This is a genomic window from Pseudomonas weihenstephanensis (assembly GCF_001043055.1).
In the GTDB taxonomy this organism is placed as follows: domain Bacteria; phylum Pseudomonadota; class Gammaproteobacteria; order Pseudomonadales; family Pseudomonadaceae; genus Aquipseudomonas; species Aquipseudomonas weihenstephanensis.
The window spans coordinates 528933-549785 of record NZ_JYLF01000001.1; the positions used below are offsets into that span (position 1 = coordinate 528933).

18 protein-coding genes are annotated in these 20853 nt (G+C 55.6%); 4 read left to right on the forward strand and 14 right to left on the reverse strand.

Annotated elements, in window-relative coordinates; translation table 11 throughout:
- Positions 1–17: 17 nt before the first annotated feature.
- The 6 genes from TU86_RS02535 to TU86_RS02560 all read right to left on the reverse strand — a co-directional run bounded on the left by TU86_RS02535 (position 18) and on the right by TU86_RS02560 (position 5650).
- Positions 18–326 (reverse strand): BufA1 family periplasmic bufferin-type metallophore, encoded by a 309-nt coding sequence (locus TU86_RS02535; RefSeq protein WP_048362723.1) that lies wholly within the window; start codon positions 324–326, stop codon positions 18–20.
- Between the two features lie 310 nt (positions 327–636).
- Complete coding sequence (locus TU86_RS02540) at positions 637–1338, reverse strand: ABC transporter ATP-binding protein (protein WP_048362724.1); 702 nt, start codon at positions 1336–1338, stop codon at positions 637–639.
- Positions 1339–2106: a high-affinity branched-chain amino acid ABC transporter ATP-binding protein LivG gene (livG, locus tag TU86_RS02545; RefSeq protein WP_048362725.1), complete on the reverse strand. Its 768-nt coding sequence runs from the start codon at positions 2104–2106 to the stop codon at positions 1339–1341.
- Positions 2103–3359 (reverse strand): high-affinity branched-chain amino acid ABC transporter permease LivM, encoded by a 1257-nt coding sequence (locus tag TU86_RS02550; protein WP_048362726.1) that lies wholly within the window; start codon positions 3357–3359, stop codon positions 2103–2105. The genes livG and TU86_RS02550 overlap by 4 nt, the downstream gene beginning before the upstream one ends.
- Positions 3356–4279, reverse strand: a complete 924-nt coding sequence (gene livH / locus TU86_RS02555) for a high-affinity branched-chain amino acid ABC transporter permease LivH (protein WP_048362727.1) — start codon at positions 4277–4279, stop codon at positions 3356–3358. The genes TU86_RS02550 and livH overlap by 4 nt, the downstream gene beginning before the upstream one ends.
- Before the next feature lie 249 nt (positions 4280–4528).
- Complete coding sequence (locus TU86_RS02560) at positions 4529–5650, reverse strand: branched-chain amino acid ABC transporter substrate-binding protein (RefSeq protein WP_048362728.1); 1122 nt, start codon at positions 5648–5650, stop codon at positions 4529–4531.
- Positions 5651–6013: 363 nt separating this feature from the next.
- On the opposite strand from TU86_RS02560, the gene TU86_RS02565 reads away from it, so the two are divergent.
- Positions 6014–6313: a DUF2288 domain-containing protein gene (locus TU86_RS02565; RefSeq protein WP_048363026.1), complete on the forward strand. Its 300-nt coding sequence runs from the start codon at positions 6014–6016 to the stop codon at positions 6311–6313.
- A gap of 153 nt (positions 6314–6466) precedes the next feature.
- Here TU86_RS02565 and TU86_RS02570 read toward each other — a convergent pair whose 3' ends face one another.
- The 3 genes from TU86_RS02570 to rapA all read right to left on the reverse strand — a co-directional run bounded on the left by TU86_RS02570 (position 6467) and on the right by rapA (position 14194).
- A complete protein-coding gene (locus tag TU86_RS02570) occupies positions 6467–8650 on the reverse strand; it encodes a hypothetical protein (RefSeq protein WP_048362729.1) in 2184 nt (727 codons plus the stop codon).
- 213 nt (positions 8651–8863) lie between these two features.
- Complete coding sequence (locus tag TU86_RS02575; RefSeq protein WP_048362730.1) at positions 8864–11068, reverse strand: putative bifunctional diguanylate cyclase/phosphodiesterase; 2205 nt, start codon at positions 11066–11068, stop codon at positions 8864–8866.
- Between the two features lie 279 nt (positions 11069–11347).
- Positions 11348–14194, reverse strand: coding sequence for an RNA polymerase-associated protein RapA (gene rapA, locus TU86_RS02580; RefSeq protein WP_048362731.1), 2847 nt, complete (start codon positions 14192–14194; stop codon positions 11348–11350).
- Positions 14195–14366: 172 nt separating this feature from the next.
- On the opposite strand from rapA, the gene TU86_RS02585 reads away from it, so the two are divergent.
- The 3 genes from TU86_RS02585 to ccoM all read left to right on the forward strand — a co-directional run bounded on the left by TU86_RS02585 (position 14367) and on the right by ccoM (position 15197).
- Complete coding sequence (locus TU86_RS02585) at positions 14367–14699, forward strand: hypothetical protein (protein ID WP_048362732.1); 333 nt, start codon at positions 14367–14369, stop codon at positions 14697–14699.
- 81 nt (positions 14700–14780) lie between these two features.
- Positions 14781–14942: a hypothetical protein gene (locus TU86_RS23040; RefSeq protein ID WP_087148758.1), complete on the forward strand. Its 162-nt coding sequence runs from the start codon at positions 14781–14783 to the stop codon at positions 14940–14942.
- A gap of 141 nt (positions 14943–15083) precedes the next feature.
- Positions 15084–15197, forward strand: coding sequence for a cytochrome c oxidase subunit CcoM (ccoM, locus tag TU86_RS23560; protein ID WP_019411060.1), 114 nt, complete (start codon positions 15084–15086; stop codon positions 15195–15197).
- A gap of 209 nt (positions 15198–15406) precedes the next feature.
- Here ccoM and TU86_RS02595 read toward each other — a convergent pair whose 3' ends face one another.
- The 5 genes from TU86_RS02595 to TU86_RS02615 form a co-directional block, all read right to left on the reverse strand.
- A complete protein-coding gene (locus tag TU86_RS02595) occupies positions 15407–16879 on the reverse strand; it encodes an inorganic phosphate transporter (RefSeq protein ID WP_048362733.1) in 1473 nt (490 codons plus the stop codon).
- A gap of 352 nt (positions 16880–17231) precedes the next feature.
- A complete protein-coding gene (locus tag TU86_RS02600; RefSeq protein WP_048362734.1) occupies positions 17232–17432 on the reverse strand; it encodes a hypothetical protein in 201 nt (66 codons plus the stop codon).
- 641 nt (positions 17433–18073) lie between these two features.
- Positions 18074–18898 (reverse strand): methyltransferase domain-containing protein, encoded by an 825-nt coding sequence (locus TU86_RS02605; protein WP_048362735.1) that lies wholly within the window; start codon positions 18896–18898, stop codon positions 18074–18076.
- 21 nt (positions 18899–18919) lie between these two features.
- Positions 18920–19315, reverse strand: coding sequence for a hypothetical protein (locus TU86_RS02610; RefSeq protein WP_053075971.1), 396 nt, complete (start codon positions 19313–19315; stop codon positions 18920–18922).
- 24 nt (positions 19316–19339) lie between these two features.
- A complete protein-coding gene (locus tag TU86_RS02615) occupies positions 19340–20530 on the reverse strand; it encodes an NAD(P)/FAD-dependent oxidoreductase (protein WP_048362736.1) in 1191 nt (396 codons plus the stop codon).
- Between the last annotated feature and the right edge of the window lie 323 nt (positions 20531–20853).

Sequence of the window (20853 nt, forward strand, 5' to 3'; positions counted from 1 at the left end):
GACTCTGGCGCCGTGTTTCAGGACTTGGCTGTGAAAGCGGCCAGTTGGCCAAAACCGGTGGGCGAGGTGCTGCTGGTGGTTTTTTCGCAGCTGCCTTTAGGGACGAGTTTCCAGGCGTTGGCTTGATGGTCAGTTTTGGCAGTGCCAGCGCAGGTGGTGCCAGCGCCCGCCGCGCAATCGTTTTGGCCTTTCATGGCCACACCGAAGCATTTTTCCATGTCGCCCGCAGCCACAGCGGTCGTTGGCAGAGCAGCGATGCTCAATGCAGAACCCAACGCCAAAGCCAGAGCAGCGGCGGACACAGTGCGGGTGGTTTTGTTAGTCATGGTGTTTCTCCAGGGTTGAGGTTTTATGCCTGCCAGCAGCGAATGTCTGCCGGCTTACCCCACTAGAGAAACGAGGTCTGGATTTGTTACAGAGAACTCAAAAAAAAATTGAAATGAGTGTTTTTTATTCACCGGGTGAATGCGGCCTCTCTTAGGCGCGGTTGAAGGATTTTACGACCGCTGCGTCTCTGAACGCCGCAGTCTCACTGCTCGTCCGCGGCTCCAGGTGTTAGGTGCGTGCGGCATGACTTCATGGCTGCGGGTCATAAAAAACGGCCCCGTAAGGCCGTTTAGGGTGTGGCTGGCAGGGTTAGCCGCCCAGGTAAGCGTCGCGCACTTTTGGGTCGTTGAGCAGTTGCTCTCCGGTGCCCTGCATGACGACTCGGCCGTTTTCCAAGACATACGCGCGGTCGGCAATTTTCAGTGCCTGGTTGGCGTTTTGCTCCACCAGAAACACCGTCACGCCTTCTTTGCGCAGTTGCTCGATGATGTCGAAAATCTGCTGAATGATGATCGGTGCCAAGCCTAATGATGGCTCGTCAAGCAGCAACAGCTTGGGTTTGCTCATCAGTGCGCGCCCAATCGCGAGCATTTGCTGCTCGCCCCCGGACATGGTTCCGCCGCGTTGGGTAAAGCGCTCTTTCAGACGCGGGAAAAGATGCAGCACCTTGTCCATTTGCTCCTGATAGTCGTGCTTGTCGGTGAAAAAACCGCCCATGGCGAGATTTTCTTCCACCGTCAGTCGGGCAAACACCCGACGGCCTTCAGGCACCACGGCGATGCTCTTGCGCATGATGTGCGCAGAACTCAAGCCCACCAGCTCTTCGCCCAAATAGCGAATGCTGCCGCTGTGGGCTTGCGGTGAGCCGCACAAGGTCATCATCAACGTCGATTTGCCAGCACCGTTGGCACCGATCAGCGTCACGATTTCCCCCTGACGCACTTCGACATTGACACTGTGCAGCGCCTGAATCTTGCCGTAGAAGGTCGAAACGTTTTCGAATTGCAGCATTTACGCTTCCCCCAAATAGGCTTTGATCACGTCAGGGTTGTCGCGGATCTGTTCCGGTGTGCCATCAGCCAAAGGCGTGCCTTGGTTGATAACCACGATGTGGTCAGAAATGCTCATCACCAGCTTCATGTCGTGTTCAATCAGCAATACCGTGGCGTTGTGCTCTTCGCGCAGCACGCTGATCAACGCTTTCAGGTCCTCGGTTTCCTTGGGGTTAAGCCCCGCAGCGGGTTCGTCGAGCATGAGAATGCGCGGGCGCGTCATCATGCAGCGAGCGATTTCAAGGCGCCGTTGCTGGCCATAAGCCAATGTGCCCGCCGGGCGGTTGGCGAACTCGGTCAGGTTGACCTTGTCCAGCCAGTACGCGGCGTACTCCATTGCATCACGTTCGCTTTTACGAAACGCCGGGGTCTTGAACAGCCCTGCCAGAAAGTTGGTATTGAGGTGGCGATGCTGTGCGATCAGCAGGTTCTCGACGGCGGTCATGTCTTTAAACAGGCGTACGTTCTGGAAGGTACGCACGACGCCCTTGCGGGCGATTTCATGACCCGGCAAGCCTTCAATCGACTGACCATCGAGCAGGATGCTGCCAGCCGAAGGCTTGTAGAAGCCGGTCAGGCAGTTGAATACGGTTGTTTTGCCGGCCCCGTTAGGGCCGATCATTGATACAACCTGTTTTTCTTTGACGGTCAGGCCCACGCCGTTGACCGCCAACAAGCCGCCAAAGCGCATGCTCAGGCCGCTGACTTTCAGGATCTCGCGGCTCATTGGCGCAGCTCCAGGTGAGGACGTTGCATGGGCAGCAGGCCTTGCGGACGCCAGATCATCATCAACACCATCAGGGCACCGAACAGCAACATCCGGTACTCACTGAAGTCACGCATCATTTCGGGCAGCAGGATCATCACCACAGCAGCCAGAATCACACCCAGCTGTGACCCCATACCGCCAAGCACGACGATGGCCAGAATGATCGCCGACTCAAGGAAGGTGAACGATTCCGGGGTCACCAAGCCTTGGCGAGCGGCAAAGAAGCTGCCCGCAAAGCCCGCAAAGGTCGCGCCCAGGGTGAAAGCTGAAAGCTTGATAATCGTCGGATTCAAACCCAGTGCACGGCAGGCAATTTCGTCTTCGCGCAGCGCTTCCCACGCACGACCAATGGGCATGCGCAGCAGGCGGTTGATCACGAACAGCACCACCAGCACCAGGACCAATGCGATCAGGTACAGGAAAATCACCTTGTTGATCGAGTTGTAGGGCAGGCCGAAGTATTCGTGGAAGGTTTGCATGCCTTCAGCGGCGGTTCTGTCGAAGCTCAACCCGAACAGCGTCGGTTTAGGGATGTTGCTGATGCCGTTTGGTCCGCCGGTGATCTCGGTCAGGTTACGCAGGAACAGGCGAATGATCTCGCCGAAACCCAGCGTCACGATGGCCAGATAGTCACCGCGCAAACGCAGCACCGGGAACCCCAGCAGGAAGCCAAACGTAGCCGCCATCAACCCGGCGAGGGGCAGGCACACCCAAAAGCTGAAACCGAAGAAGTGCGACAGCAACGCGTAGGTGTAAGCGCCCACGGCGTAGAAGCCCACGTAGCCCAGATCCAGCAGACCAGCCAGACCCACCACGATGTTCAGGCCCAGGCCCAGCATCACGTAGATCAGGATGAGTGTGGCAATGTCCACCGCACCGCGTGAGCCATAGAACGGCCATACCAATGCCACCAGCACCAGCCCGAGAATGATCCAGCGCTGAGTGCTGGGCAGGGTCAAGAAGTTACTGGCTTTGGCTGGCACTTTTGGCAGGCCGGGCGTGGCTTTCCAGGCCGCGCTCAATTGTTGGTTGAATAGCACGCGCACAAACATCAGCAACGAGCAGATTGCGATCACGCTCAGGGTAAAGGCGCTGGTGTTGTGAACTTCAATGTTAATCCCGACGATGGTCAGTTTCAGGCCAAGCACCGGATAGGCGACTGCCCAGACCAGCAGGGCGCTGAAGAGCGCCGACTTAAGATTCCTAGTCATACTTTTTCGATCTCCGGACGCCCCAGAATGCCGGTCGGACGGAACAGCAGCACCAATACCAACAGGCCAAACGCCACAACATCTTTGTACTGGTCGCCGAAGATGTCGGCACCAAAGGCTTCAGCTACACCCAATACCAGCCCTCCGAGCATCGCGCCCGGAATGCTGCCAATACCGCCCAGTACGGCGGCGGTAAAGGCTTTAAGCCCCACCAAAAACCCCGCATTGGGGTTGATCACGCCGTATTGCACGCTGATCAGCACGGCGGCGACGGCGGCCAGCGCGGCACCAATGACGAAGGTCAGGGCGATCACGTTGTTGGTGTTGATGCCCAGCAAATTGGCCATCTTCATGTCTTCGGCGCAGGCGCGGCAGGCGCGACCCAGGCGTGAACGGGAGATGAACAGTGTCAGGCCCAGCATGGCGAGGAAGGTGACCACGAAGACCACAATCTGCATGTAGGAAATAACCACTTCGCTGGCGCCACCCGGACCGAAGGTGAAGCCGCCAGGAATCAAGTTTGGAATCGATTTGTCTTTTGAGTCCTGAGACAAAAGCACCATGTTTTGCAGGAAGATCGACATACCGATGGCAGAAATCAAAGGGATAAGGCGATTACTGCCGCGCAAAGGACGGTAGGCCACCCGTTCAATGCTGTAGCCGTAGGCACTGGTGACCACGATGCTGGCCAGAAAGGCCGCGGTCATCAGCAACGGCACGCTGTCCAGACCCATCATGGTCAGGCCGGCGATGGCGATAAACGCAATATAGGAACCAATCATGTACACCTCGCCGTGGGCGAAGTTGATCATTCCAATAATGCCGTAAACCATCGTATAGCCGATGGCGATGAGGGCATATGTGCTGCCAACGTTGAGGCCGTTAACCAGCATTTGGAAAAAGTGATAGATGTCAGGCATTACCAAGCTCCTAAAAACCTGAGACGCATTTCACTGGCGGAGTCATTTTGCGGACTTGCCTGCGTGGATTTGCATCCACTTTGAGCACAAGTCTTCTCCCAGCGAACCGCTGGTGACGGTTTTAAAGATTTTCAGGTGGGCAGACTTTCGGATCACGAAAGCGCGGCCCCAATTCAGTCCAACGAACGTCTGTAAAACAAAGCCCACCGCTTGTGCAGTGGGCTTTGTGATCAGATCAAAACGCTGCCCTTACTGAGGGCTTACTTCGGTTTTAGGTTTGCCGAAGTGCCATTCGTACACCACGAACTTGAAGTTCTTCACGTCGCCTTTTTCGTCGAAGCTCAGATCACCTGTCGGGGTTTTGAAGGTGCCTTTGTGGATGGCCTCGGCCACTTTTACCGGGTCTTCGCTTTTGGCTTGCTCGATACCGCCCGCAATCACTTCAACGGCGGCGTAAGCAGGGAAGACGAACGGGCCGCTTGGGTCTTCTTTCTTGGCGGCGAAGGCTTCAACCAAAGGCTGGTTGGCAGGGTCTTTGTCGAAAGCTTGTGGCAAGGTCACCAGCAGGCCTTCGGAGGCACCCTGAGCGATTTGCGAGATGGACTCGTTGCCCACACCTTCTGGGCCCATGAACTTGGCGCTCAGGCCTTTTTCTTTGGCTTGGCGCAGGATCAGGCCCAGTTCTGGGTGGTAGCCGCCGTAGTACACGAAGTCGACGTTGGCTTGCTTGAGTTTGCCAATCAGCGATGAGTAGTCTTTTTCGCCCGGGTTGATGCCCTCAAACACCGCGACTTTCACGCCTTTGTCTTCCAGGGTCTTTTTGACCGCGGAGGCGATGCCTTCTCCGTATTGCTGCTTATCGTGAACCACGGCCACGATTTTAGGTTTTACGTGATCGGCGATGTAGTTACCGGCGGCAGGGCCTTGAGCGCTGTCCAGGCCAATGGTGCGGAACACCATTTTGTAACCGCGATTGGTGATTTCCGGGCCGGTCGCTGCCGGGGTAATCATGATGATGCCTTCGTCTTCGTAGATGTCCGAAGCAGGCTGAGTGGAGCTGGAGCACAGGTGACCGACCACGAACTTGACGCCGTCGTTCACGACTTTGTTGGCTACGGCAACGGCTTGTTTGGGTTCGCAAGCGTCATCGTACTCAACGGCCACCAGTTTTTTGCCGTCTACGCCGCCTTTGGCGTTGATTTGTTCGATGGCCATTTTGGCGCCGGAGAACTGCATGTCGCCGTACTGGGTCAAAGGGCCTGTTTTGGCACCCGCGATACCGATCTTGATGGTGTCTGCTGCAAACGAATGGCTGGCAACCCCGGCCAAAACCATAGCGGCAAACAGTTTAGTCATGTGCTTAATAGCCATCTTTATTGGTGCTCCACTCTTCTGTTGTAATTTTTATAGTCCTGGAAGCCAAGGCAGCCGGACCGGGTCTTCATCTGAGCGAAATTCCCGGTCAATCCCCCCTGCAACTGTACCGGTACAGTGTAGGGCCACGATTCAGCGCTTGAATAGCGGGCGGCTGAGGGAAAAACCAGAAAATGTCGCTTAAACGAAAGAAAAAGACAGAATGGCGGCTAAACAGGCTGATGATTCTTAACAGAATGTTGCTGTCTTGACGCCTGTTGCACAGCCTTCGACTCTTTCTTCGTTCTCCCACCTGAATCCGGGTTTTGCTACCGGGTGTGCAGCGCTATCATTGCGCCGATTTTTTACCTGGTGAAACCCATGATCGAAGAACCTAGCACCCTCTATGCCAAGCTGCTCGGCGAGACCTCAACTATCGAATGGAAAGCGTTGGAGAAGTTTTTCGCCAAAGGCGAACTGCTGTACGTTGACGCACAGTTGGACTTGATCGAAGCAGCGCAGGCAGTGAGCCAGGATGATGCAAGCAAAGTGGGGGGCTGGATGGCATCCGGGACACTCAATAAATTGTCTGACACGCAGGCATTAGACTTCGCCGAGCGTGATCCGCAGCTGTGGGCCGTGGTGGTTTCGCCGTGGATACTGATCCAGGAAAGGGCATGAAAAAAATTCTGCGCACCAAAATTGAGCGTTTTTTGGGGCGCGAAAAGAAGGGGGAAGTGTGTAGCCCAGTAACTGGCGGCTAAATAGTGGCTAGTTGCCGTAGAGAAACGCCACAGTCGTGACTGTGGCGTTTTTTTGTACCTGCGGCGAGGATCAGTAGGCCGTTTTGCCCGTGTGATTGTTCAGCGAGATGATCTTGGTTTTTCCGATACGGTGACGGTAAATTTCACGCAGGTACTTGATGGCTTTTTTCACGCAGTCTCGGGAAAGGCGGATGTCATTGATCGACACAAATTTGTCTTTGTCGTTAATCAGCTCACGGTATTTCTTCTCGTACATCGGCTTGATCGCGTACCAGTTGGTATCGAGGATTTTGGCCGGGTTCTCGAACTCGTTGAGCAAGTCATCAATCTGGCTTTCATCGAACGCGTCACCGGTGATGAATTCCAGCATCGAATCATCCAGCGTGTCGTCAAAACGGTAAGGATTTCGCGCAAAACAGCGTTTGATAAAGGCAACGATCAGCGTGAGAAAGTCGTCCGACAAGCAGGGGCTTTTGGCGATCAATGTTGTCAGCGACAAGTTGGCCGAGGCACCGATGACCAACGCATAACGTTTGAGCGTGGTATTGGGGAACAGGCTATTGAGGTGGGTCTTGAGCCGGTTCAAGTCCATGTACGACAGCTTGTAGTCCTTGGGCAAGGACACGATGGAAACCACCGAAGAGCAGTTCTTGAAGAAATGCAGGTCGTGCAGCGCAGCGGCGTCGTAGCCCGAGTGCTTGTATTGCTCCAGGGCTGCGCGGTAACGCTGAGACTCGATCGGCAGCAAGCTGATGCCTTCGATAGCCTGGGTGTCCTTGTTGAAGTGCGGCAAATCGATGGAGCGAAAGAACAAGTCGTCAATGTCCAGACGCAGTGGCTCTTTTTCGAAGACTTTGAATTTGTCGGTTCCCGGTACAGGTTGTTCGGGCACCACGGATTCTGCGTAGGCAATGGCTACGGGGCCCGCCAGGCTCATAAACAAATCGTTGGCATCGAGGCGGATGGTTTCGCCGATGTCGATCCCGGCACGGCGGAAGTAATTCTGATCGTAGTCAGTGGTCACCGCCTGCGCCGTCAGAATGTTGAAGATCTGCTGCGAGATGTATTGGTTGGCGTGCTTTTCCATCGCGTTGACGTCGATGTTCTGGATGTTGCCGTCATCGCTTTGTTCGGCGTAACGCATGATGTCGTTGGAGATCAACATCATGGCGTTCCAGGGGCGAATACGGCCCATGACGCTGGCTTCGCTGCTGTCTTCATTGTCGAAGTTGTATGAGAAGTCCCATTCTTCTGACAGGTATTTACACAACAGTCGGCCCGCGTTGATGTGCAAGGCTTCGGACATTTCGCTGCGGTGATCGGAAATGTTCGGCAGTACGCAGATGCCGCTGGTGAAAATAGGCTCGAACACAAAAGCGTGTCCGCTCTTGCTGTCATGTTCATCGGCCGGTTTGGTGTCGAAGGTTTTGTTCATGTACGAGAACTGCTGCGCCAGACCAAACTCCGAGGCCATGCCCGAGCCTGTCCCGCCGCCTGCGCTGAAAATCGAAAAGTACAGGCGCGACTGGTTGGCTTTGATGCCGCAGGAGTCGATCAGGTATGAGTGGATCAGTTTCCAGTCCGGGCTGGAGAAGCGCTGCGCATCCTTGTTGAGAATGATCTTGGCCAGGTACTGACCCAGAATCGGCGCGTTACCGGCACCGCCTGCGTGGACTTCCGACAAGTCCATGATCTTCATCTTGCTGTAGTCGCGGATGAAGTTACTTTTCTCACTTTTGCGCGAGAAGCGAATACGCCCCGCGATGTCTTTGTCCAGATCACCCAGCAGCACCAGCGGTTCGACCAAAAACACCGGTTTAGTGGCTTTGTTTTGCACCAGTCGCAAGTTATTACGAATCCATTGGCCAGGGTTGTAGCGTTTGTCTTCGTGTTGCGGGTCGATGGTATTGAATTCGTTGAGGTAGAACTTGCGGGCGTTGTACACCAGTTCGGCGACGTCCAGCGCAATGTTGGACCCGCAGCGCCCCAGGCCAATCAGGCACACCGAGGGGAATTGCTGCTCGACACGGCTCGCGCTGTCGTCTTCAACCAGCTCGGGTTGCGGGAACACCAAGTCCCGTAAGCCATCAAGGTTTTCGAGGATACGGTCGGTATTGGTTTCGGTGAAATACAGGTATTGCTGAGTCGCCAATGGTTGCTGGCTGGAATAGCTTTTCGATGAACGTAGGGGCTCGTTTATTGTTTTTAGAGACACTTCAGAGACCAAGGGTGTCGCATTATTGTTCGACGTCATTGTGTGCCATCTGTCTGGGCTGGACGACTGTTGAGGGATGCTCAACAGGCCAAAACGAGGTTGGGAATCGCGCACCAACGGGGCGATAAGGGTATTCGCACGTTCTAATCCATATTTTGTATAGGGGATTAAACGGTACGGATAGAAAAGAATCGGCCTGAGGCGGTGGTTCTTTAATGGCTCTTTTCGAGCAGCGAAGAGGATGCTGGCATTTTACTGGCTTGAGAGTTGAAAGGTTGTGTAGTCAAGGGTCTCAGGCGGTCGTTTATTGAGCTGTTCGAGCAGCGCATTCAACTCCTCGAACGGCACGGGGCGGCTGAGCAGGAAGCCTTGGATAAAGTCGCAGCTGTACTGGTTGAGGAAGGCGAACTGTTGGTGCGTTTCAACGCCTTCGGTGACCACTTGCAGGTGCAGCGTGTGGGCCATCAAGATGATGGCCTGGACGATTTCCATGTCCTGGCTGGACTTGGGGATGTCCTGGATAAACGAGCGGTCGATTTTCAACGTGTTGAGCGGCAGTCGTTTCAAGTAAGCGAGCGATGAGTAGCCAGTGCCAAAGTCGTCAATGGACAGTGAAACGCCGAGCGCCCGAATCTGTCGCAGCAGTTGCGAGGTATTACTGATGTTGCCCATCAGCGCGTTTTCGGTGACTTCGAGTTCCAGTCGGTTAGCGCTGATGCCCGAGCTGCGCAGGGCGCTCTCAATCTCATCAGCCAGTTCAACGCGTACCAGGTTGAGTGCCGAGCAGTTCACTGCGACGCTGATGTCTTTCCAGCCAAGATCGGTCAAGGCCGCGAGGTCATGGCAGGCTTTGCGCAGTACCCAGTTGTCGAGTTCGGCGATCAGGCCATTGGCTTCGGCAATGCTGATAAAGCGCTCTGGCCCCAGCAGGCCATGCTCCGGATGGTGCCAGCGGACCAAGGCTTCGAGTTTGGCTACCTGGCCACTTTTAAGGTCGAATATGGGCTGGTAATGCAAGAACAGCCCGTGATCTTCACGCAAGGCATGGCGCAACTCTTCTTCGATTTGCAGCTCAAGAGAGGCGCGGGCTTTGAGGCTTGAGCTAAAGAAATTCAGGCTGTTGCGGCCATTGTCTTTGGATTGGTACAGCGCCAGATCGGCATGTTTGAGCAGTTCATCAATGGTGGTGCCATCGTCAGGGAACACACTGATGCCGATGCTGGTGGTCATCACCATGTTTCGTCCGGCAAGCTCGATGGGGTCTTTCATTTTGAGCATGATGCGCTGCGCCATTTGGCGGGCTTCTTCACGATTGTTCAGGCTGATCAATATGCAGAACTCATCGCCCCCAAAGCGCGCAACCACATCCTCGTGACTGCGGGTGGCGCTCTTGATTTGCGAGGCAATCACTTTGAGCAGTTCGTCCCCCGCATCGTGGCCAAGGCTGTCGTTGATGCGTTTGAAGTGGTCGATATCGAGGAACATCACCGCCAGCATGGTGTTATTGCTGGCGCGTTCAATCAGCTTTTCGGCAAACAGCTGGTTAAAACCGCGACGGTTGATCAAGTTGGTCAGCGGGTCGTAATGCGCCACTTGTTGTAAGGAGGCGCGGGCCTGATCCAGTTGGCTGAGCAGGGCGTTGACCCGCCTGAGATCGTGCTCTTTGAGTTGCAATTTTTTGTCCACCAGCGCAGCACTTATGCTGCTGCCAATGAGCAGCAAGGCAATCAGCGCCACCATCAGGGCCAATTGCCAGTGGTTATTTTCTATGTGCGGCTGCACGTTGCTGCCCAGGGGGGCATAGGTGTGCAGCGCCCACATGCCGATGAAGTGAACACTGGTAATGGCCAGGCCAGCGGCCAGGCTGATGGCGTACTTGTAGAACTGATGCGCCAAGCCGCTGGTGGTGCGCAATGACTTGGCCAGTAACAGGGCGGCATAACTGGCGACTATGGCGATCACGAATGACAGGGTGAACAGGGCGGGGTTGTAGTGCTGCTGACTGCTGGAATGCATGGCTGACATGCCGACGTAGTGCATGGTGCAGATGCCCAGCCCGAACACCAGCGCGGTGAGTATCAGCCTGGGGCGTGTGAGGGGCGTTTGGGTGAGGATTTGCATCGCAATAATGGCTGCGAGTAAGACGATAAACAGCGAGCCAATGGTGATGCCCAAGTCGAAGTGAACATTCAATGGGGATTCAAAGGCGAGCATGCAGATGAAGTGCATGGCCCAGATGCCGCCCGCCAGAGAGCATGCGCCTATCCAGCGCCACACCGTTTTGGCCGTAGGTTTTTCCGCGTTGCAGGCGCGTTCAAACATGTGCAGGGTGGCGAGGCTGGCGGCACAAGCGACTAAAAATGCCAGAAACACCAAATACGGGTTATGACTGCTGTTGAGCGCCATTTGCCCGTTTGCGGTGTGCTCCCCAATAAACTGCAGCCCCAGCCATTCCATAGCATCCCTCAACACTGAGTGCAGGTTTGCCAGTCGTCAGACGCTAGCTTGCTCTGAAGTGTAGAAGCTGAAATGGGGGAAAAAGCGATGATGGCAAGATGATGCCTATGATTTTGCGATTAAACACGGCTTTGACCGTGTTTAACGCTATAACCCCTGCCTTGAACAAGGGGGGGACCCTGTAGGGGCTAGCTTGCCTGCGAAAAAAACAACGCATCTCATCAGACGGGGCGCATTGTTTTGTTTCGCGGGCAACTTGCTCCTACAAAGTGTGTGGCGTCAGCCTGCAACCAATACGCGAATCGCTTCAAGGCGCAGGGCAGCTTTTTCAAGCATGGCCAGACCTTGTTCACGTTGTTTGCGCAAGGCAACCAGTTCGCTGTCACGCACGCTTGGGTTCACAGCTTGCAAAGCAGTGAGGCGGGCCAGTTCTTCTTCGGTGTCAGCGGCCAAGCGACGTTGCGCGTCGGCGACACGTTCAGCATGACGCGGCGCAATTTTGGCTTCACCGGCGTTGATTTTGGGTGTCAGTTGGTCGCGCTGGGCCTGCACGAACTTGTTGGCGCTGGCACGTGGCACGCTTTCGAGCTGTTCATTGAGCGTCACGAAAGAAACCCGTGATGACAGGTCATTGCCGTTAGCGTCGAGCAAGCAGCGCAGAGCAGCAGGCGGCAGGTAGCGGCCCAGTTGCAGCGCGCGCGGAGCGACCACTTCGCTGACGTAAATCAGTTCAAGCAAGACAGTGCCGGGTTTGAGTGCCTTGTTCTTGATCAGCGCCACCGAGGTGTTGCCCATCGAGCCGGAAAGCACCAAGTCCATGCCGCCTTGCACCATCGGGTGTTCCCAGGTGATGAACTGCATGTCTTCGCGTGACAGGGCCAGGTTGCGGTCGTAGGTAATGGTCACACCTTCGTCGTCACCCAAGGGGAAGCTGGCGTCCAGCATCTTCTCGCTGGGCTTGAGGATCAGGGCGTTTTCCGAATGGTCTTCGCTGTCGATGCCAAAGGCGTTGAACAGGGTTTCCATGTAGATCGGCAGGGCAAATTGATCGTCTTGCTCAAGAATCGCTTCAACCAGCGCTTCACCTTCACCTGCGCCGCCAGAGTTCAGCTCCAGCAAGCGGTCACGACCCGTGTGCAGCTCTTGTTCAAGCCGCTCGCGCTCGGCGCGGGCTTCATTGATCAGGGCTTGCCACTCCTCGTCATCGCCAGCTTCCAGCAACGGCAGCAGGCGGGGGCCGAACTGGTGTTGCAGGGCGTTACCGGTCGGGCAGGTGTTGAGAAAGGCGTTCAGGGCTTCGTGATACCACTGAAACAGGCGTTGCTGAGGGCTTGGCTCAAGGTACGGCACGTGCAGCTCAATGGTGTGTTTCTGGCCGATACGGTCCAGACGACCAATGCGCTGCTCCAGCAAGTCGGGGTGTGACGGCAGATCGAACAGTACCAAGTGGTGTGCAAACTGGAAGTTGCGGCCTTCACTGCCGATTTCCGAGCAGATCAGCACTTGTGCGCCGAACTCTTCGTCTGCGAAGTAGGCGGCGGCACGGTCGCGCTCAAGGATGTTCATGCCTTCGTGGAAGACCGTGGCAGGGATGCCGGAGCGCACGCGCAGGGCGTCTTCCAGATCCATTGCGGTTTCAGCATGCGCGCAGATGACCAAGACTTTGGTGCGCTTGAGCATCTTGAGGGTGTCAATCAGCCACTCGACACGCGGGTCGAAGTTCCACCAGCGCTGTTCTTCGTTGGCATCCGGCAGGGCCTGGAAGCTGACCTCCGGGTACAGCTCGGCGTGTTCGCCCAGCGGCAACTCAAGGTATTCGTCCGGGCATGGCAGCGGATAAGCGTGCAGCTTGCGCTCCGGGAAGCCTTGGACAGCTGCGCGGGTGTTACGGAACAGCACGCGGCCGGTGCCGTGGCGGTCGAGCAGTTCACGCACCAGGCGGGCACTGGCTTCAGCGTCCCCTGCATTGACGTCTGCGAGCAGGGCATCGCCCTCAGCGCCGAGGAAGCCATGAATGGTTTTTTGCGCTTCAGGCGACAGGCTGCCTTTGTCCAGCAACTCCTGTACGGCCTGGGCCACCGGGCGATAGTTTTCGCTCTCGGCGCGGAAAGCGGCGAGGTCGTGGAAGCGGTTCGGGTCCAGCAAGCGCAGACGGGCGAAGTGGCTGTCTTGACCCAATTGCTCCGGGGTCGCGGTCAGCAACAGCACGCCAGGGATGGTTTCGGCCAGTTGCTCAACCAATGCGTACTGGGGGCTGACATTGTTTTCGTGCCACACCAAGTGGTGGGCTTCGTCGACAACCAGCAAGTCCCAGCCCGCTGCAAAGAGCGCGTCCTGAGCTTTTTCGTCATCAACCAGCCATTCCAGTGCAACCAGTGCCAGCTGGGTGTCTTCAAAGGGATTGCTGGCATCGCTTTCGATGAAGCGTTCTTCGTCGAACAGGGCTACTTCAAGGTTGAAGCGACGGCGCATTTCCACCAGCCATTGGTGCTGGAGGTTCTCTGGCACCACGATCAGCACACGGCTGGCACGGCCGCTGAGCAGTTGACGATGGATCACCAGGCCGGCTTCGATGGTTTTACCCAAGCCTACTTCGTCGGCCAGCAGTACGCGCGGCGCGATGCGGTCTGCGACTTCGCGAGCAATATGCAGTTGGTGTGCGATAGGTTGTGCACGCACGCCACCCAAGCCCCACAGTGGCGATTGCAACTGACGGCTAGTGTGTTCGAGGGTGTGGTAGCGCAGCGAGAACCAGGACAACGGGTCAATTTGCCCGGCAAACAGCCGGTCGCTGGCCAGGCGGAACTGGATAAAGTTCGACAGCTGGGTTTCGGGCAGGGTCACGGTTTCGTTCTGCTCGTTCAGGCCGTGATAGACCATCAGGCCGTCGGCATCATCGACCTCGCGTACAGTCATCTTCCAGCCTTCGAAGTGGATGATGGTGTCGCCTGGCGAGAAACGTACGCGCGTCAGCGGTGCGTTGCGCAGCGAATATTGACGGGTTTCGCCAGTGGCCGGATAGAGCACGGTCAATAAGCGACCGTCCTGTGCCAGAACGGTGCCTAAACCTAACTCAGCTTCGCTGTCACTAATCCAGCGTTGCCCCGGTTGATACTGCTGCGCCATGCTGCCTGACTCCCGCTTTGAAAAAGCCGAGTATATTAACGGATCAAGGGCCTCAGTCCAAAGGACTCTGACAAAAAGCTACGCGTAGGGATTTAGTCAGTCATGGGTTTACGACCGGCGGCTCAAGTCGAACCGTCTTGGGCCGACAGCTTGAATACAGGAGAACAATAATATGCTGCCGCCGATCCTACCTCTCAGCCTTGTGCCCGTGACCTCTCAGCAAGACCCGGTTCGCCCGCGTCCCGATATTCCGCCCGTTGTGCCAGCCCAGCCAAGTTCAGGCGACAGTACGATCAACCTGAAGAATCAGGACAGCGATCAAGCCACGTTGCTGCTGCGCGAAGAGCAACAGCGCCAGCAGGACAAGCGTCGTCGTGAAGCGGCTCAAGGGCAGGAGGTGGTGGTTGTGCCGGGCGATGAGTTAAATGAAGACAACACCGTGCCGGTATCGCCGTTGATTGATGGCGCGCCACGCCAGGGGTTGTGGGTTGATATTGAGGTTTGAGTGTTTTTTCTGGTCAGGGCTGTAGGTGCGTCGCATTATTAGCGCATTGCCGATTCCCACTGACAGTGACCCCATTTCGTTATGAGCCAAGACAACAAGCTGGTCGACCTGGGCGCCGAACGCGCCAAACGCGTGCATGACCTCAATGAAAAACGTCTGAATGAAGTGCGCCAGGCGTTTGAGCAAGCGATGCCGCTGAAAAGCCCCAAGAAAAAAGCGAAGAAAAAGCCTAAAAAGCGCTGAACATCGGCGTTTCCCTGATCTGTATCAACTATTCCCTCTAACACCCTGCTGGCCGGAGTCACTATTGATCCCGGTCAAGTTCCTTGCCTGCGTGTGGGGTTAATCTGGCTTCACACAAACAAACACGCGCAGGAGGCCGTCATGTTTCTCGATAATGTGGTTATCGCTGGAGTACTTACCGTCGGTCTCATGGTTTTATTTTTCGCGGGTTTAGGGATTTTTATCTGGAAAGACTCCCAGAAGCGCAATAAGTAGCGCCGGGTCTTTTCGAGTCACGAGCACGCAAGGCATTTTGGGCGACTTCGGTCGCCTATTTTTTTGCGTGTGTGTTTTGCAAGGCTTGCGGTTGTTTTTGGTACAGGTTGCGAGCTGTTCAAGCGACGGCCTTGGTGCCATCCCCTGAAACCCGAGGCATAAAAAAAGGTACGGCCCGTGAGGGGCGTACCTTTTTTAGTGCGTGCTGCTTAGGCGAGGGCTTTGGAGGCCAGCCAGAACAGGGTTGCAGACAGTGCGATAGTGGCCGGTAAGGTCAGTACCCATGCCATCAGGATGGTCTTGATGGTGCCGCCTTGCAGGCCGCTTTTGTTGGCAACCATCGTACCCGCTACACCGGACGACAAAATATGCGTTGTCGATACCGGCAAGGAGTAGATGTTGGCCAGCCCGATCGCAAACGTGGTGGTGATCTGCGCCGACATGCCTTGAGCATAGGTCATGCCCTGCTTGCCGATCTTCTCACCGATGGTTTTAACCACACGTCTCCAGCCCACCATGGTGCCCAGGCCCAGGGCCAGGGCGACCGCCAGAATCACCCAGAACGGGGCGTATTCAGTCGTGGCCGTCAGGTCCTTGCGCAGTTTTTCGAGGTCGGCTTTTTCGCGTTTATCGAGCACTGGCAGTTTGCTGACTTTCTTTGCCGTGTCGTCCAGGCAAAGCAGGTAGCGACGGATCTCGATACGCTTTTCAGCCGGGATCGAGTGGTAGTCCGCTACGCCTTTAAGCGAGCTGAGCAGGGCTGCGATGGTCGGCTCGGTTTGCTGAGGGTTGCAACTGAACTGTTCCGGCAAGTCGCCTTTTGCGCTCTTGCCCAGTGCCAGAAACTCGCTCAGGGTGGCGTTATTGCGCTGATAGAACTGGCTCAGGTGCAAGGTGGCGTCGCGTGTACGTTCGATCTGGTAAGTCGTGCTGTTGAGGTCCAGTACGAAGACGCTCGGCACGATACCGATCAATACCAGCATGATCAGGCCAATGCCTTTCTGGCCATCGTTGGAGCCGTGTACAAAGCTCACGGTCATGGCCGAAATGACCAGTACCAGACGGTTCCAGAACGGCGGGTGCTTTTTGTCGTCCATCTTGCGGCGCTGTTCCGGGGTTTTGTGCATCTTGGAACCCGGACGCCACCATTTAAGGCCGATCAAGACCAGCGCGGCAACCACAAAGCCTGCCAGGGGCGAGAATACCAGCGAGGCGCCGATGTCGATCGCCTTCTGCCAGTTCACACCCTCGCTCACCGGAATCCCGGTGATCAAGGCATTGGCCAAACCCACGCCCAGGATCGAGCCGATCAAGGTGTGCGAGCTTGAAGCCGGGATCCCGAAGTACCAGGTGCCCAGGTTCCAGGTGATGGCAGCGGCGAGCAGTGAGAACACCATGGCCAGGCCATGTCCGGTATTCACATTCACCAGAAGCTCTACGGGTAACAGGTGGACGATGGCATACGCCACGCCCACACCGCCCAGCAAAACGCCGAGAAAATTGAACACACCGGAAAAGAACACCGCCAGGTGAGGCGGCATGGCTTTGGTGTAGATGACAGTCGCTACCGCATTCGCGGTGTCATGAAAGCCGTTGATGAACTCAAACGCGAGAACAAAGGCTAGGGCGAAGAAGAGGCTGATAAGAACCCAGGCATCCAATCCGCTTAATAGATCGATCATGAAGGTTTTCTGACACGGTCATAAAGGGGGCCGGATTATGCCAGAAAACCCCGGTAATCGATGCACTAGCTGCTCGTTGGTAACATCTGTAAATGAAAAAACCTGTCAGACCGGATCGCTTCAACGGGTGGGATGTTGGTTACAAGCCGCTGATATCAAAGGCTATAAGCCATTGAACAGGTGATGAGTCAGCCTTTATGTATGTCTGAATCATGCGTATGAAATTTCTTGTCCAAGAGGTTTCAGCAGCGACATTCCGTCCTCGATGCCGAAAATCCGCCCCCTGCGTTCAAAGAAAGGACGCCGCATAGCGAGCCTCATGGACGGTGCGTGGAACCTGATGGCGCAGAGGTTATGGTTCCTCGGGTTTCAGCTCTTTTTCGATTTTTTGGATTTCTTGGGTAAATGCCTGATCAATCAGGCTGGCGCGTTTGCGCCAAGGCTTACGCTCAGGCTCAGGCTGAGCCGCGTAAGTCGTCACTTCACCGCCGTAAACGTCCTTGTAACGTTGTTCCTGTCGCTCAAGTTCTGCGCGCAGTTCGTCTTTCGTCACCGTGTTACCTAATGGAGTAGAGAGTGAGTCGGGTGAATCCTAGTTGCTCCGTGCAGGGACGGAGTAACAGCCCTGCGTATTTAAAACAGGCACGCCGTTCGTAGTTTCAATCATGAAACTGTACGCCGTTGTTTTGAGGTCGCCCCTAGGCGAGCGGCCGGCTTATCAATAGCTGATTTAAACCACGGTACTGAATAGGCCACTGGTCTTCTTAACAAAGATGATTTCAAGGTGGCGTGAGAGGTGTGCTGCACCGTGCAGGAGCACAACAGCCGCTACTATCGCTGATGGACTTTGCAGGCGTCAACTTTCCTGTGTAGGGCCATGGCCGCCCTGGCTGATGGGCGGTACAGAGTGGTTTGGCTAACCCGTGAACAGGGCTGGCGCCTTACAACTTAAGTTAGCGCTTCACGTGATGTTGAGTGCGTGTGATATAGAACGGACGTGCTAAAGCAACTCACTCAGGTCTATGTGCCGCAGAACTTAAACCTGTCTGAAAGTACTCAGCAAGTTTTCATGCCCGCAAGGGTGCGTGTAATAAAGCGTGGTTATACGGTCCTTATGTTGCATGTGTGAGGCGCGCACATTAGCAATGGCTGCTGACATGATGTCCGGCAGCCATGTATAAAACACAGCGCGAGTCAGACAGTCGCGAGGATGAAAATGCGTTTGAACGGGAACAGCGTCTGGCCATTGGCTTCTTGTGGGTAGTGTTGATGCACCACACGCAGGTATTGCTCAATGAAACGTTCTTTCTCATGCTCGCCCAGTGCCAGTAATACAGGTCGCAGTGCGGAGACTTTGACCCAGTCGAAAATGGGCGATGTTCCTTCGACGACTTGTAAGTGCTCGGTTTCCCAAATATCCAGCGCCTTTGTCAGGGGGGCCAGCAATTGGTAATAGCTTTTAAGTGAGAGCACCGTACGTTCGGCCATGAATTGGCGCAGACGTGCAGAGCCAAGGGGTCGCCCCTGCGGGCCTCCTGTTTCCAGGGTTTCCAGCATTAATTCGTACCACAGTGCATCGCGCCAGTTAGGCATGTGCGCGGCGAGGCACCCGCCCGTGTTCAACTGGCTCAATAACTGCGGGAGCAACGATTGATGATCATTGATGAAGTGCAACACAGCGGCGGCAAATAAAAGATCCGCCGGGCTTTGCGCCCGCCACTCGCGCACATCACACTTTTGCCATAACGCTTTGATGGGCAAATAAGTTGCCTCTTCCAGCATTTCGGCTGAGCTGTCGATGCCGGTCAGGTCAGCCAATGGCCAACGTTTGGCGAGGAGTTGCGTCGCAATGCCGGTGCCGCAGCCCAGATCATAGATACGTTGCGGGTGTTGCAGGTCGACATGGTCCAGCAGCTCAAGCACCGGCCGCTCACGCAGCCGGGCAAATTGCTGGTAGGACTTGGCGTCCCATTGGGTGCTGGCAGTCCGTGCCGGGGGTGTCTGAACATTGGAAAGCATGAGGTGGTCCTCCAGTGCATTTCAGAGTTGTCTTCCGATGACATTGAGTGTTCGTAAAGCAACAGCGCAGCCACGTCGGGTGTCTTCCTGACGCAGCAGTGACAGCAATTGGCGGAGGCTGGGGGATTCGGTTTGGGCGGCGGTTTGCGCGCTCGCCATGCGCACCGCATTGCCCAGCGACCAGGTGGCCGCCGTGATTTGTTCAAACAGCAACGCCAGTTTTTCCACCATGGCCGGGTCCAGCAGGTCTACGGTATCGCTGACCAAGGACAGGGCGTCGACCAGATTGTCCAGGCGGCCGCTTTGAATCAAGGGCTCAAGTTTGCTCAGCAGGTCGCCCAGATCGAGAGGGGACTGATCAGTGATAGGGTTTTGGCAAACCTGACCCTCAGTGGGTGTTTGATTGACGGGTTCCATACGCACGCTCCTCCCGGTATCGGGTCACAGCATTCCACGGGCGACAGCCCAATACAGTCCGCGGTTAAATCCGTTTCTAAGTAAACTGCCGAGTTTGGTCGGCGGTGTTGGCAGCACGTCGACTTGATAGTCGTACCACAGTGGCATGCCGGCATTCAGGCCCATTTGAGCGACGGCCTGCACCCGGCCGTCATAGACACTGACGTTAGTGCCCAAGCGAACCTTGCCCGCAATATTGTTGGCGATGACCGGCCCCTGATTGTGACAAGCACCTCCGGCTTTGCTGATGGGCAGGTCAACCGTGTCACCGATTACGTAGACGTTTTCCAGGCCATACACTTCAAGGGTTTCATGATGGGTAGGCAGCCAGCCTTCATGGTTCTGCGCCTGCGACACACCACTGTTGAGCACTGCGTCCACGGCGCGAATGGGCGGTGTGGCCATCAAGATGTCGAATGGTTGTTCTTCGCCCTCAGCGCTGTACGCAATGCGCGCGTCGGGATCTACCTTGCTCAGGGTGAAGCTGCGTTGGAACTGTATGTTTTTTTGCTCGAAAACCCCCGGTAGCACATCGCCCACACGGCGTTGCATAAACAGGCAGTTACGCATCAATTGCGCCGTAGTGGGGTAGGTGTAGATGATTTCGATTTGATCGCGCACCCCGCGCTTGCGCAAAAAATCATCCAGCATCAAGGTCGTTTCTACAGGTGCGATCCCGCATTGATGGGGTACGTTGGGTGTCTGGGGGAACGATACGGTGATAAAAATACGGCCTTTTTTGATCGTGCTTAAGCGTTCTGCCAATAGTCTTGCCGGCGTGTATTGATAGAAGTGGTCGCCAGCTTCTTTCAGACCCTCGATACGTTCTGGCGCAGGCACGCACCCTGTGGCTATCACTAAATAGTCATAGCCATAGCGCTTGCCGCTGCGGGTATGCAGGGCTTGAGCGTTGAAATCGAAGCGTGTGACCTCTTCAACGTTGAAGTCGATTTCGGGTCGCAGCAGCGATTTTTCAGAGCGTTTTAGCTCCTCCTCGAAGAACTGGTTGAATGCCACGTACATGAAGGCGGGCTTGTAGTAGTGGTCGGGCGAGTTTGAAAGCAACGTCAGTTGCACATCGCCTCGATTGATCTCTGGATAGAGTTTGGTGACCAGTTGGTTGGCGAGCAATGTGCCCCCCACACCGCCACCGACGATGATGATTTTTTTTACCATTGCGTGACCTCCGTGGTCGGGTCGTCACGCGGCTTCCTGAAAAGAGCCGTGCATTGACCTATTGTTTTAAACACGCACACAAAATCCGGGTATTGAAATAACTGTATGTGGTCGGTGCTTTTTCGCCAGCCGTGTGAGCAGGATGCAAAAGGGGAGGGGAATGTTGGCTCGATAAGGGAGCGGCACTTATCAGGCGTGTTAAGTGCTTATCAAAGAACAATTTTTCTACACAAGGGGCGATCAAATCAACGTGGTGATGGACTGCATACAACCGGTTTGATGGATTAAATGACGTGTTTAATCCGGATGGACGGAGGGTGATT